Here is a 14,263-nt window from a genome sequence, read left to right as displayed (position 1 = left end):
TAGATATTAGAAATGAGAGAGCTTGGCCTTCTTTTCAGAGATAAAGAACTTCGAGTCTTCCGCAAGTTCTCGCACCGTTTTTCTACGACCATTGGCTATCCATTCGAGCAACTCGTCCTCGAAGAAGTAGAGTTGCTTTCCGTTCTTGTAGCAAGGGAGTAGACGCTTACGCACAAGCGTATAAATTGTAGGTTTGGCCTTCCCGATGATTTTACACGCTTCATCTATCCCGATAGGAATGCGTTTTGGAGAAATAACCGCATCTTGCCCTTTCTCGACCAATGCTTTGATCTCAGCTACTTCATTCACTAAGTGAGCTACCGCCTTAGGTAGATTCTCAAAAGAAATTTCGTTGTTGTCCATGTCTATACTATTTTGAGTTTAACATGGCACAAATGAATAAAGTGTTTTCCCTGTGATTCAAAACACGGAGAAAACACTACAAAAACACTATGATTGCTACGTTTTTCTGTTTACTAAGACAAAGTAGAAGTGATAAAAGTTTTTCCAACCCAAAGTTTGTAGTAGATATTGTAAGTTTGTTTATAATTGCATTAAGGGATGAAAAGGTTGAAGTCTGTTGAGGCGTAAACCTTATTTAGAAAATAATAAGTAGCAAATAAACGGAGTTTATATGAACGAATTTGATCAACTTGAGATTGAGTATAAGAATCATAAAGTTTTTGAGGAACTCTCTGATTTTTCGGAGTTTTATCGATCTTTATCCTACAGTATAATGATGTTTGTGAGTCAGGGGACTAGAGCTTTTCTGAATCTGGATACTTACGTATTTAGCTCAATAGGTAGCACTCTTGACTCTATAAAGATGGTGTTGGCGAATGGGAGTATTAATGATGGATACTCTTTGCTCAGGAAATACTATGATGCAACCATAATTAATGTTTACACAAATGTTTATTTAAGGGATCATTTTAGTATCAACAACTTCATTGTTGAACGTATTGATAATTGGAGAAAAGGCACAGAGAAATTGCCCTCCTTTCGAATAATGTCTCAATATATCAAAGATTCAGACAAGCTAAAGCCCATAACGGAATTGCTCTCAAAAGACATATTTTACAAAGAAATTAGGGAACGCTGTAATGATCATACTCATTACAATTACTACAATAATATTCTTCTGAATGATAAAAAGTTATATCTTCCCCATCGTGTTAAAGCATTAAATGTTTTCTTGAATGATTTAACAGCAGTTTTTGTTCAACACTTCGCCTATCTTTTTTATCTTAACAACCACTATATGATGGCATCAGACTATACAAATAGTCTGGATTTAGGATTGGAGCCCGACGAAGAGTCGCAGTATTGGGTAGCTCCATTTATTCAAGTCGCATTTGACAGGTGGATTAAAACTAATAGATCAGACATCGCTGAAGAGATAAAATCTAAAACGGATATGCATTTAGAATAATGCAGAAAGAATCTACTATTTGGAAGTTTTTATTATCGTTCCCCTCATTTATTCAAAGGAGCGTAAGACTCTTCTGTATCTTGATTAGCCCTTTTTGTTCTTCATCTTTTAGATGACTTTTGATAGTGTCGGGTTCAACGTCTTTTAGTGCCTCGGCAAAAACAAGTTTGAGGAAAAGTGCAACCTCGTCTTGTTTGCCGACACCGAAATGCTTCCAAATATTCCAGCCGAAATGATACAGGTCTAAAGAAGTTAGTTTTGCGACCCTGACAGGTTGAGGGTTTTGCAAGACGTTTCCTTCTGAATAAGCTGTAATGTGTTGACAAAGTTGTATCAAATCATCATCAGAGACATAAGGAGCAAATTCATGCTGTGTATAGGAGATTGCTATCTCCAACTTCTCTTTTGATTTATCGCTTTGTTTACGCTGTTGGTTAACTCGTATCTCCTGAATAAATTCAGTCTCTATACTCTTTTTGTCCCAATCCTGCTCAACTTCTTTCTTTTCTTGGGGTGATGATGGAAGCAGATGCTTGTGAGGAAAAAACTTCTTCACAATAGCTGTGAACAAGCCGTCAATCAGAAGCATTAGAGCTGAATAGAGAATGATGCCTACCCCTGTAACAATCCAGAAAATTACAGTTGCAGTAAATTCATCAACTCCAGCCGAGACAAAAACAAATCTCACGATTATACCAATTAAGGCACACGCCAGCAGGACGGATAAATAAACAATTATATATTCGAAGTACTTAGACTGCATCTTTATTCATTTTTGTGAGGTTATTCCTGAGTCTTTGTCTCTATCGTATCCAATTTTATGGCTTGTGCCGCCTTGTTTTTCTTTTCATCGACCACCTTTGCATAGATTTGCGTTGTCTTCACATTCGTATGTCCCAGCATCTTGCTTACGGTATAAATGTCTGTACCGCTGGCAAGTTGTAGAGTCGCGTAGGAGTGGCGGAAGCAATGAAAGCTTATGGACTTTTTGATGCCCGCAGCCTCTATCCAACGCTTTAGAGGTTTAGAAATCCATGACGGATCAGGCAGGTCTTCAAAAACCAATTGTTCTGGCAATCTTCGTTCTCCACATAGTTGTAGGGCTTGTTCCGAAATAGGCATATACTCTACTCCCTTGGTTTTCTTTTGAGTGAAATGTAACCTCGGCTGTTCTCCATCCATGTTGATCTCTTTCCACTTTAGTTTCTGAATATCACAGTGGCGTAATCCTGTCAGAGCAGAGAAAAGAGCTGCCCGTTTCATCACCTCACGATCACAAGGAGTTGAAGCAAGCGTATTTAACTCCTCTACGGTAAGGTATTCACGGCGAGACTCCTGTTCCTGAATACCTTTTATTTTGGCGGATATATCAACGGTCAGATAACCATCTATAAATGCCTGTTTGAGAGCTGCCTTGAAAATAGAAAAATAAGTGGATGCCGTATTGTGAGAAATAGTACCACATTTATTTCCTCCACGAGGTGCTGTTAAAAGGAATCGTTTGTATTCCTCTGCAAAAGCATTGTCGATTTTGAAAAACGGCAAATTGTCTCCAGCATACATTTTAAGAAAATCCAGAGCTCTCTTCCAATTGACAAGAATAGAAGTGGAGCTATTTTTGTGTCGCTTGTACATCGCCTCTCGAAAATAGCCAATGAAGTTTTGTTGCAAACGTTCCTTTTGCTCCGCCTGTGCCGTATCTGTATCACTGTACAAATCGGCATTATCGTATTCTCTTTGACGGAGCTTTCGCACCTCATCGGCATAGATACAAGCTTCTTGATCGACCTCACTTTTGCACTGTATCACTCCATTCAAATCTCGCTTGGGTTTGTACGATTTGCTCGAAGATGTTGTGCGTGCAGTCCGAGTTTTATCCCAGACTACCGTAGTTACTATGCGGTTGAGATACTCACGGACACGTTGTGGTTCGGATTTGCCCGCAGTATAGACTGGATAACTCTCAATGTAGAGATACCACTCATTTCTATATGCACTCTTGCGAAGTCTCACAGTTACTTTCGTGTTGTGTAATTCTTTTCTCATGTGTATCTAAGGTTATTTGTACAGTTGGTCTATCTCTGACTTTGGGGCATAGACATAATTACCAATCTGCCTTATGGGGATGGAAAACTTTCTGATATGCTTATATACCGTCCCTTCCGTGACACCAAACTTGGCTGTTATTTCACCAATTGTGTAACAATACTCGGGTTCAAGGTTGTAAAGCTTAGCCTCATTTCTTCTTCTCGCCTTTTGCTCATCAATAGGTCTCAGATTAAAGTTGCGTTCTAAATCTTCTTTACAGATACGAGTCATCCTTTTTCCCAAGTTATAACTTCGGAGAGCCTTACTTCTGACGAGTCGATATAGTGTATCTCTGCAAACGTCATATAAAGCAATAGCATCAGGGATAGAGAGGTAAGGTTGATCCTTGGGAACCTTTGCAGCCTTCTCTCTCCGTAGCTCTTCTAACTTTTCCTCTCGCTTCTTTTGTGAATACGCAGACCTTGAGCATTGTATAGAACAATACCTTGATGTGATTGTCTTGGCTAGAAAGGTCTTCCCACACAATTCGCACTTTCGCTCAATCTGAAATTTTGCAGCTGGCATACGCTTTTCTTATCTATCTGATAATCAATTTATATTTTTATTTAAGTCGCACTTTATACACTAATAAGTCGCGGCACAAATATGGTACAAATATACGACTAAAATCGATAGAAAACTATAGAAAATAAAAATAGCAGTAAGTTGTTATATTACTGCTATTTACTATTTGTCTGATGCTCGTTTGTGAGCGGAATTATTTCACTTCTTCAAAATCCGCATCCGTAACATCTCCTTCCTGATTTGCATCACCACCACCGGCATTAGCAGATGAAGCGTTAGGATTAGGTTGAGGACCTCCGGCTTGTGCACCTTGCTGAGCATACATCTGTTGGCTTGCTTCTTGGAAGATAGCGTTGAGCTTATCCATTGCAGCATCAAGTCCGGCAATGTCTTGAGCTTTGTGCTTCTCCTTAAGGTCGGCAAGAGCTGTCTCTATTTCGCTCTTCTTGTCGGCAGGAAGCTTATCGCCAAGATCCTTGAGGCTCTTCTCTATTTGGAAGATCATGCTGTCTGCTTGGTTCAGCTTGTCTATGCGCTCACGCTCTTTTTGGTCTGCTTCTGCATTTGCCGCAGCTTCGTCCTTCATGCGTTGGATCTCTTCTTCCGAAAGACCGGTAGATGCTTCGATGCGGATAGCTTGCTCTTTACCGGTAGCCTTATCTTTTGCACTTACGTTCACTATACCATTGGCGTCGATATCGAATGTTACTTCGATTTGAGGCACACCACGTGGTGCAGGAGGAATACCATCGAGAGAGAAACGACCGAGTGTTTTATTGTCTCTCGCCATAGAACGTTCTCCTTGAAGCACGTGAATGTCTACAGAAGGCTGATTGTCCGCAGCAGTGGAGAATACTTGGCTCTTCTTCGCAGGGATAGTGGTGTTGGCATCTATAAGCCTTGTCATCACTCCGCCAAGTGTTTCGATACCGAGAGATAGAGGAGTAACATCCAATAGAAGTACATCCTTTACATCTCCGCTAAGTACACCGCCTTGTATGGCAGCACCAAGAGCTACAACTTCGTCCGGATTCACTCCCTTGGATGGAGCTTTGCCGAAGATCTTTTGTACAATCTCCTGAATAGCCGGAACACGAGTGGAACCACCCACCAAGATTACTTCGTCGATGTCCGAAGCCTTAAGTCCTGCATCGGACAATGCTTTCTGACAAGGAGCCACACAAGCTTGGATGTACTTGTCTGCCAGCTGTTCAAACTTCGCTCTGGTCAATGTACGCACCAAGTGTTTGGGAATACCGTTTACCGGCATAATATATGGAAGGTTTATCTCTGTAGATGCAGAAGAAGATAGCTCTATCTTTGCCTTTTCCGCTGCTTCTTTAAGACGTTGAAGCGCCATAGGATCTTCGCTGAGAGTCAATCCTTCGTCCTTGCGGAACTCATCTACAAGCCATTCGATGATAACATGATCGAAGTCATCACCACCCAAGTGTGTATCACCATTTGTTGAGAGTACTTCAAAGACGCCATCACCCAATTCGAGGATAGAGATATCGAACGTACCACCACCAAGGTCGAATACAGCGATCTTCTTATCTGTTGTACTCTTATCCAAGCCATAAGCAAGAGCTGCGGCAGTAGGTTCGTTCACGATACGCTCTACTTTAAGACCTGCAATCTCGCCTGCTTCTTTTGTTGCTTGACGTTGAGCATCCGAGAAGTATGCCGGAACAGTTACCACCGCAGATGTTACCTCTTCTCCAAGATAATCTTCCGCCGTCTTCTTCATCTTCTGAAGAATCATCGCAGAAATCTCTTGAGGAGAGTAAAGACGACCGTTAATATCTACGCGGCAAGAGTCGTTATCTCCCTTAACAACCTTATAAGGAAGCTTGCTTGCTTCGTTTGCCATGTGTCCGAATGTCTCTCCCATAAGTCTCTTAATAGAGAATATGGTATTTTGAGGATTCGTGATAGCTTGACGCTTAGCAGGATCTCCCACCTTACGTTCTCCGTTTTCCACGAATGCCACTACTGAAGGTGTTGTTCTTTTACCTTCGCTATTTGCAATTACTACCGGCTCGTTACCTTCCATTACAGATACGCAGCTGTTGGTAGTACCTAAGTCAATTCCGATTATTTTTCCCATTATATATAATTGTTTTTAGTTTGTTCGTTCATTTCGGAAAGCTCTCTTTCGAGCATTCCACACAATAAAATTCAAACGGTGTGCCAACAGATTAAAGCTGGCAGAGTACACTGACAAGAGCTTAACTCTGGCAGAATGTATGACAGACATCTATGACACCTCTTGGATAGCATAGCAGATAACGTGCCAAATATGACTAAAAAAAGACTCCCACCTCTAAAAGAGGCAGGAGTCCCTGAATATTTTGGTAGACGAAAGTGTTTCTTACTTCACCTTATCTACGATAGCCTTGAATGCTTCCGGATGATTCATTGCAAGATCTGCAAGAACCTTACGGTTGATCTCTATACCGTTTGCATGAAGAGCACCCATAAACTTAGAGTAGCTCATACCTTCTTGACGAACAGCTGCATTGATACGTTGGATCCAAAGAGCACGGAAGTTACGTTTTTTGTTCTTACGGTCTCTGTAAGCATATGTAAGACCCTTTTCCCAAGTGTTCTTAGCAACGGTCCAAACATTCTTACGGGCTCCGTAATAGCCACGAGTGAGCTTCAAAATTCTTTTTCTCTTCGCTCTTGAAGCAACATGATTGACTGATCTAGCCATAGTTTAAAATTGTTTTGTGAGACTTAGCGGATTATGGAATCTCTTACTCCTTTGCGGGGCTAAGTGCTCTGTTAAAAAAATCTGTACAAATACTACTTTCAGGAGCCTCTGTTATCTGAGGTTAAGCATTCTCTTCACGCTGGCTTCGTCCACTTTGTGAACAAGACCTGTAGCGGTAAGATGACGTTTTTGCTTAGTTGTCTTCTTAGTCAGGATATGACTCTTAAAAGCGTGTTTGCGCTTGATTTTACCTGTTCCGGTAAGGGTAAACCTTTTCTTCGCACCGGAGTTAGTCTTCAATTTAGGCATTTTCGTACGTTTGTATTGTTTGTTAAACATAATGTTGTTGCGCAGCCATAAGCGCAATCAACACTTAAAATATATGAGTTATAAAGTCAAGAGCTTTGCAGCTGCTTTACTTTTTGGTCTTCTTAGGGGAGAACATCATGATCATTCTCTTACCTTCCAACTTGGGTAGCTGGTCTACTTTAGCGTATTCCTCCAAGTCGTTTGCAAACTTAAGCAGCAGCATCTCTCCCTGATCCTGGAAAAGGATGGATCGTCCACGGAAAAAGACATAAGCCTTAACCTTTGCGCCATCTTCGAGGAATCCTATCGCATGCTTGAGCTTGAAGTTATAATCATGCTCGTCTGTCTGAGGTCCGAAGCGAATCTCCTTCACCACGACCTTTACAGATTTTGCTTTCTGTTCCTTCAGTTTCTTTCTTTGCTGATAAAGAAACTTCTGGTAATCCATTATTCTACACACCGGAGGCTCACCATTAGGAGAAATCTCCACGAGATCCAAGCCCTGTTCCTCTGCCATTGCAAGAGCTTTCTGAGTAGGATAGATACCTTGCTCTACATTATCTCCTACGAGACGAACCTCTTTTACACGGATCTTCTCATTTAATCTATGCTGATCCTTATCGTCTTTCTTGTTGTTTATCGCCATTCAGTACTTTTTTCTGTTGCCGGTGAATATGGGTGTGTATGTTATAATGTATATGTATAATCAAAATAGGGATTAAGCCTGCCATGCATTAAGCATAGACTCAACCTCTTCGTTCAAATTCTTCGCAAAGGTAGTAAATTCTTCCGAACCTTTATCACCTTCACCTTGCTTTCTTACAGATACCGTGTTGGTTTCCATCTCTTTTTCTCCTACGATAAGCAGGTAAGGGATGCGTTTAAGCTCGTTATCCCGGATCTTTTTGCCGATTTTCTCATTTCTGTCATCCACCGAAGAGCGAATGTCTTGAGAAGCAAAGTAGCGAGAAACATTATAAGCATAGTCGTTATACTTTTCGCTGATAGGCAGGATAACCACCTGATCCGGTGTGAGCCATAGAGGGAACTTTCCGGCAGTGTGCTCAATAAGCACTGCCACAAAACGCTCCATAGATCCGAATGGTGCTCTGTGAATCATCACAGGGCGGTGTTTCTTGTTATCCTCTCCGGTATATTCGAGGTCGAAGCGTTCCGGGAGGTTATAATCCACCTGAATGGTACCGAGCTGCCAACGGCGACCAAGGGCATCCTTCACCATGAAGTCAAGCTTAGGTCCATAGAATGCCGCTTCTCCATATTCTATTACGGCACTCAAACCTTTCTCCTGACAAGCTTCTATGATCGCTGTTTCTGCTTTTTCCCAGTTTTCCTCGCTTCCGATATATTTACTTCTGTCCTCTTTGCTTCTGAGCGATATTTGCGCTTCAAAGTTTTCAAAGTTGAGAGCTTTGAAGATGATGAAGATGATATCCACAACCTTCAAGAACTCTTCTTTCAGCTGATCGGGACGGCAGAAGATGTGCGCATCATCTTGGGTAAACCCTCTTACACGGGTAAGACCATGAAGCTCACCACTCTGTTCATAACGATAAACCGTACCGAACTCTGCCAGACGCACCGGAAGATCTCTATAAGAACGAGGCTTCACCTTGTACATCTCGCAGTGGTGAGGGCAGTTCATCGGCTTAAGCATGAACTCTTCTCCCTCTTGAGGCGTAAGGATAGGGCGGAAAGCATCTTCCTTATACTTCTCATAGTGTCCGGAAGTAACGTATAGAGCCTTGTTGCCGATATGCGGAGTCATCACCTGATCATAACCATAACGCTTTTGGATCTTCTTCAAGAAGTCTTCGAGCGAAAGGCGAAGCTGTGTACCTCTCGGCAGCCACAAGGGAAGACCGGCACCCACATTTTGTGAGAAAGCAAAGAGCTCCAACTCTTTACCGATGCGTCTGTGGTCTCTCTTTTTGGCTTCTTCCAGAAGAACGAGATACTCATCGAGCATCTTCTTCTTAGGGAAAGTGATACCATATATACGTGTGAGCTGCTTGCGCTTTTCGTCTCCACGCCAGTATGCACCCGCAATGGAGAGCAGCTTTATAGCCTTTATGGGCGATGTGTCTCTCAGGTGAGGACCGCGACAGAGATCGGTAAATCCTCCCTGTGTATATGTTGTGATGGTACCGTCTTCAAGGTCTGTTATAAGCTCTATCTTATATTCGTCTCCTTTTTGGTTCCAGTACTCCAAAGCGTCCGACTTGCTTATGGCACGTCTTTGCAGCGGGCATCCTTGAGATGCCAACTCTTTCATCTTGTTCTCTATTGCAGCCAGATCGGAGTCTTTTATCACTCTGTCCCCAAGATCCACATCGTAATAGAAACCGTTCTCGATGGCCGGACCGATACCGAACTTCACTCCCGGATAAAGCTCCTGCAATGCTTCCGCCATGAGGTGAGCACTGGTGTGCCAGAACGCATGCTTGCCTTCTTTGTCGTCCCACTTGTGAAGAATGATGGAAGCATCCTCCGTAATGGGCGTGGCAAGGTCGGAATTTTTACCATTTATAGACGCCGAAAGGACATCTCCGGCCAATCTGGAGCTGATAGACTCCGCTATTTGAAGAGGAGTGATACCGGACTCGAACTCTCTCTGAGAGCCATCGGGGAAAGTTATCGTTATTTGAGACATAAGTTCCTATTGAATCTATTTTTTGATCTAAATATTGTGCAAAGATACTTCTTTTAGTGTATAAATAAAAGAATGAACCTGTTATATTCTTTGAAGCAAACTTTGACTGTCGCAAAGCAAGCCGTGAGTTTTTGCGGAGCAAGCCGTGAGTTCTGCAAAGCAGGTCATGAGTTTTGCAAATCGAACCATGAATTATGGAAAACGAGGCTTGGTTTTCACCTTTTATCCCGTTTAGAGCAACCTCTTTTAAGGTTTAGAGAATGTTCTGAACGGCTTCGGAGAAAAAATCTTTCGGGAGAAAAGATCCGGGCAGACACCTGAAAAAGAAAGAGGATGCGCCTTGATGAAAGACGCATCCTCTCTTATTCTTCGGGTCTAAACGGATGTTTAGAACGATAGCTGTTCTATGTACTTGTCTATATCTTGAGCATCTTGAGAAGCGTAGTACTTTTCCTTGATGGTTTTGTAGCATTCCAAAGCCTTGTCATTCTGACCAAGATGCTTGTAAACGGTTGCCGCTTTCTTCAAATATATCGGAGAGATCAGCTCGTTATCGGCGCTCTTTGCTGCTTTTTCAAAGTAGCCGATGGCTTCCTGATACTTGTCTTGCTCTACATAGCAGTCTCCGATAAGACCGATCAGAGCAGGTGCGACCATGGTATCCGAAGAGTCGAACTTCTTCAAATGCTCTTCAGCCTTTGCATAGTCTCCGAGCTTGTAGTAGCAGATACCTGCATAAGCATGAGCCACATTGCCTGAAGGCGTACCATCATACTTTTTGATTACGTCCAAGAAACCCATGATGTCTGCACCGTTACCGTTAAGAGCGAGCTGGAAAGAGTCTTTGGCGAAATAGTTTTCCGCAACGAAGATGCTCTTTTCTGCATTCTTCTCATGGGGTTGTTTGTACAGATACTTGTATCCCAAAATGAGACCCACCAAAGCTACTGCTGCTATGATGACAAAGACAATAGCTTTCTTGTTTTCGTCTAAAAATTTCTCCGAACGGGTTATAGCTTCCGCTGTAGTCTCTCCTAACGAAGAGTGTTGTTTCTGATCCTTCATTTTTAGTCTCGTAATCTAAATGTGACTTTTAAGTTTATGCTCAAAAAATTAGAGAATAATTCATTCCGCCCACAAAAGTACAAAATAAAGTTGAATACCCTGATACTACCATCTTAATTTTGTAGCGGATAGAGAGCGGAAAGAAAGCAGAGCAAACGGACAGGTTTACTTTTGAGACAGTTTTTTCTGCCACTTCCAAGCGCTCAGAAGAGTCTCAGCCAACTCTTTTTCTGCCCGCCATCCCAACACTTCGTTGGCATGTTGGGGGTCTGCCCAGACCTTTTCTATGTCTCCCTCTCTTCGTCCTACAATCTTGTACGGAAGAGCTACGCCGGTAGCTTCTTGAAAGGTATGTACCAGCTCCAGAACGCTGACGCCTCGTCCCGTTCCGATGTTAAAGACTTCCATCTGCTCGCCTTTATCGCTCTTGAGCATACGATCCATGGCGATGACGTGCGCTTTGGCAAGGTCTACCACATTGATATAGTCTCTGATGCAAGAGCCGTCCGGTGTGTCGTAATCATCCCCGAAGACGCTCAGTTCGGCACGGATGCCGGCTGCGGTTTGCGTGATGTAAGGGACAAGATTTTGGGGTACGCCGATGGGGAGCTCGCCTATCTTGGCAGACGGATGAGCACCTATCGGATTGAAGTAGCGCAGCAGAATAGCTTTGTAAGGCGCACCGGAGTAGATGGTGTCGCGTATGATCTCTTCGTTGATCTGCTTCGTGTTGCCATACGGAGAGAGTGCAGGTTTTGTGGGAGCCGCTTCCGTGACGGGAAGTATATCCGGCTGCCCGTAAACGGTGCAGGATGAGGAGAAGACGATACCCTTGACATGATGCTCGGACATCAGCTCCAGCAGGTTCAGTAGCGTTACTATATTGTTACGGTAATAGAGCAGTGGTTTCTGCACAGACTCCCCTACCGCCTTGCTTGCAGCGAAATGAATAATACCCTCTATACCCGGATGAGAAGAGAAGATGCGGCTTAGCCCCTCTTTATCGTTGCAGTCCAACTCATAAAACAACGGACGCACACCCGATATGGACTCTATCCCGTCTATCACTTCTTTATTGGAATTGGAAAGGTTATCCACGATAATGACATCATATCCGGCTGCTTGAAGCTCCACGGTGGTATGAGAACCGATATAACCGGTACCGCCGGTTACCAAAATTGTTTTCTTATTCATATCTAATTCTTTGGGTTTTTGCTCTCGCAAATTTAAGAAACTTTCTGCAATATAACGGCTCCGATTTTACCCTTAATGCACAGACAAAAAGAGAGGAACAAAATACCGATTTATAGCTATTGTGTAGAAAGAAAGGTATGTATAGTTTTGCACAAAAATTCAGAAGTAGAATATTCTATGCTCTGTTCTGTATAAAGCAATGAATCGCATCATCTTTACCCTCTTGGGTATATTCATATACTCTGCCTCCTTTGCACAGCAAGGGAAGAAGCGCAACGCCGACGACTACCGGGAGATCGAGGAAGTAGTGGTAACGGCAACCCGTACTCCGAAAAAGATATCTAACTCCCCTGTGATGACGCAGGTGATCACCGCCAAACAGATAGAGTCCAGAGGTCTTACGGACATTAAATCTCTTCTATCGCAAGAGGTACCGGGGCTTACGTTCAATGAGGTCGGCTTCGGAACAAGCATCAATATGCAAGGGCTTAGTGGCAAACACATCCTTTTCCTTATAGATGGAGAGCGTATGGCAGGAGAGAGTGGCAATAATATAGACTACCAGCGGATCAATCTGAACAATATAGAAAGGATAGAGATTGTCCAAGGTGCCGGGTCTGCCATCTATGGTACGCAGGCAATGGGAGGCGTCATCAATATCATCACGAAAAAGCCCAAAGATCGTTTTCGACTCTCACTGGACACGAAGTGGAGCCCGGCTTATCAGACGAACTATCCCTCGATAGAAGCAGGCGATAAATACGCTCTCTTCAAACGAAATGCCGATGCACCCAACCTGAACGGCTCGTTGACCGCATCCTACCGCCATAGCAAGTGGAGTACACAGACCACACTGACGCATCGGAGTGCGGACGCTTACGCTCTCTATGACAGCGAAGGGCTCAAAAAACATTTCAAGAAACAGGATCTTACCATCACGCTGCCGGTAAGCACTTCCCCGACCAATGTCTCAGGCTTCCGTACCAACAGCGTACGTGAAGTGTTGACATTCACTCCGAACAAAAGGCTCTCCCTCTCCGCTACGGGCACTCTGTACGAGATGAGCAAGTATGATCTCAATCCGGACAACCTTTACGAATACAACACGGATATCGCCGGAAGCATCTCCGGAACATATACATTTGATAATAAGGGAATGCTCAAGCTCACGCTTTCGGGTGATCAGTACAACAAGTACAAGAAGTTCGAACTGATAAAAGGACGCAAAGACCTCATCTACAAACACCGTTTGGTGCAGCCGCGCCTCTCGTACGTCCGGAAGATCGGAGAGCACCACGAGCTGAGCCTTGGCGCAGAATACTTCGACGAGATGCTTTACACGGATAAGTTTACCAATGTTGGCTACTCCGCCCGAAGCCAGCACAGCGCATCTCTTTACGTTCAAGAGGACTGGCAGATCACTCCCCGCTTTGGCATTATAGCCGGGCTGAGAGGAGATTATCACAACGCTTACGGCTTCAATCTTGCACCCAAAGCGGCAGCCATATATAAGCTGATGCCGGTAACGCTCCGCTTCAATTACGGCGCAGGATACCGATCGCCGAGTATCAAAGAGCTGCACATGAACTGGGATCATCTCGGTATGTTCATGATCTATGGCAACTCCGCACTTCGACCGGAGCGCAACCACTACTTCTCTCTCTCTTCCGAGTATGTCTCCGGACGCTTCTATGCGCTGATCTCCGGCTACTACAACAGCTTCTCCAACAAGATCGAGGGCATTTGGCGGAACAATCAAAAAGAACTTCATTACAACAACATCGAGTCTTCTCTCCTTGCCGGACTGCAGGCACAGATACGATTCAATCCGTTTGTGAACGGGCTTCATCTCCACGCTTCTGCCAGCTACCTCCACCCCACAAAGAACAAAAGTCTCCAGCTCAACACACAAAGCACTCTGTCCGGAACGCTTCGTGCCGAGTACGATCGCTCATGGGGAAAGAGCGGCATCAACATCAACCTTTCCGGTTCGTATATCGGCAAAAAGGAGTTTGACGTCCAAGAAGATCTCGAACAAAACGGTACCACGACAACGGAATACTACACGACAATCATTCCGGCGTACTCCCTCTGGCACGTTTCCCTCTCCTATCGCCACGACAAAGTAGGTCAGATAACGCTCGGAGTGGACAACATATTCGACTACCACGCAGGTATCGTCAGCTTCAATTCATATACGGGGATCGGGCGAAACGCTTTTGTATCTCTGCATCTCAAGATATAGTCTGCCCCCGTTTTA

13 protein-coding genes are annotated in these 14,263 nt (G+C 43.8%); 2 read left to right on the top strand and 11 right to left on the bottom strand.

Features of this window, described 5'->3' with window-relative positions; all coding sequences use genetic code 11:
* Positions 1-6 precede the first annotated feature (6 nt).
* On the bottom strand, positions 7-363 hold the full coding sequence (locus HQ29_RS08090) for a helix-turn-helix domain-containing protein (RefSeq protein ID WP_036869101.1): 357 nt from the start codon (positions 361-363) through the stop codon (positions 7-9).
* Positions 364-634: 271 nt separating this feature from the next.
* Here HQ29_RS08090 and HQ29_RS08085 point away from each other — a divergent pair, with 271 nt between their 5' ends.
* The gene (locus HQ29_RS08085) at positions 635-1,432 is read left to right on the top strand and encodes a hypothetical protein (protein WP_036869098.1); all 798 of its coding nucleotides are present in this window, start codon (positions 635-637) and stop codon (positions 1,430-1,432) included.
* 52 nt (positions 1,433-1,484) lie between these two features.
* Here HQ29_RS08085 and HQ29_RS10215 read toward each other — a convergent pair whose 3' ends face one another.
* From HQ29_RS10215 to galE, 10 genes are all read right to left on the bottom strand, one after another.
* Positions 1,485-2,195 carry a hypothetical protein gene (locus tag HQ29_RS10215; protein ID WP_036869096.1) on the bottom strand — a complete coding sequence of 237 codons (711 nt, stop codon included), beginning with the start codon at positions 2,193-2,195 and terminating at the stop codon, positions 1,485-1,487.
* A gap of 20 nt (positions 2,196-2,215) precedes the next feature.
* Positions 2,216-3,478 carry a site-specific integrase gene (locus HQ29_RS08075; protein ID WP_036869093.1) on the bottom strand — a complete coding sequence of 421 codons (1,263 nt, stop codon included), beginning with the start codon at positions 3,476-3,478 and terminating at the stop codon, positions 2,216-2,218.
* A 12-nt stretch (positions 3,479-3,490) separates the two neighbouring features.
* The gene (locus HQ29_RS08070; RefSeq protein ID WP_036788519.1) at positions 3,491-4,045 is read right to left on the bottom strand and encodes a helix-turn-helix domain-containing protein; all 555 of its coding nucleotides are present in this window, start codon (positions 4,043-4,045) and stop codon (positions 3,491-3,493) included.
* Positions 4,046-4,238: 193 nt separating this feature from the next.
* Positions 4,239-6,155 (bottom strand): molecular chaperone DnaK, encoded by a 1,917-nt coding sequence (dnaK, locus tag HQ29_RS08065; RefSeq protein ID WP_036869090.1) that lies wholly within the window; start codon positions 6,153-6,155, stop codon positions 4,239-4,241.
* A gap of 264 nt (positions 6,156-6,419) precedes the next feature.
* On the bottom strand, positions 6,420-6,764 hold the full coding sequence (gene rplT, locus HQ29_RS08060; protein WP_036788510.1) for a 50S ribosomal protein L20: 345 nt from the start codon (positions 6,762-6,764) through the stop codon (positions 6,420-6,422).
* Between the two features lie 111 nt (positions 6,765-6,875).
* A complete protein-coding gene (rpmI, locus tag HQ29_RS08055) occupies positions 6,876-7,073 on the bottom strand; it encodes a 50S ribosomal protein L35 (RefSeq protein ID WP_036789010.1) in 198 nt (65 codons plus the stop codon).
* 106 nt (positions 7,074-7,179) lie between these two features.
* Positions 7,180-7,719, bottom strand: coding sequence for a translation initiation factor IF-3 (gene infC, locus HQ29_RS08050; protein WP_036788507.1), 540 nt, complete (start codon positions 7,717-7,719; stop codon positions 7,180-7,182).
* Positions 7,720-7,791: 72 nt separating this feature from the next.
* Entirely contained in the window at positions 7,792-9,744 is a 1,953-nt protein-coding gene (gene thrS, locus HQ29_RS08045) for a threonine--tRNA ligase (RefSeq protein WP_036788504.1), read from the bottom strand.
* A 387-nt stretch (positions 9,745-10,131) separates the two neighbouring features.
* Positions 10,132-10,809 carry a tetratricopeptide repeat protein gene (locus HQ29_RS08040; protein WP_036869088.1) on the bottom strand — a complete coding sequence of 226 codons (678 nt, stop codon included), beginning with the start codon at positions 10,807-10,809 and terminating at the stop codon, positions 10,132-10,134.
* 165 nt (positions 10,810-10,974) lie between these two features.
* Complete coding sequence (gene galE, locus HQ29_RS08035; RefSeq protein ID WP_036869085.1) at positions 10,975-12,003, bottom strand: UDP-glucose 4-epimerase GalE; 1,029 nt, start codon at positions 12,001-12,003, stop codon at positions 10,975-10,977.
* 199 nt (positions 12,004-12,202) lie between these two features.
* Between galE and HQ29_RS08030 the strand changes: the two genes are divergently transcribed.
* On the top strand, positions 12,203-14,248 hold the full coding sequence (locus HQ29_RS08030) for a TonB-dependent receptor plug domain-containing protein (protein WP_036869082.1): 2,046 nt from the start codon (positions 12,203-12,205) through the stop codon (positions 14,246-14,248).
* The last annotated feature ends 15 nt before the right edge of the window (positions 14,249-14,263 follow it).

Source organism: Porphyromonas canoris (assembly GCF_000765975.1).
GTDB classification, from domain to species: domain Bacteria; phylum Bacteroidota; class Bacteroidia; order Bacteroidales; family Porphyromonadaceae; genus Porphyromonas_A; species Porphyromonas_A canoris.
This window is presented reverse-complemented; position numbering and strand designations above follow the sequence as displayed.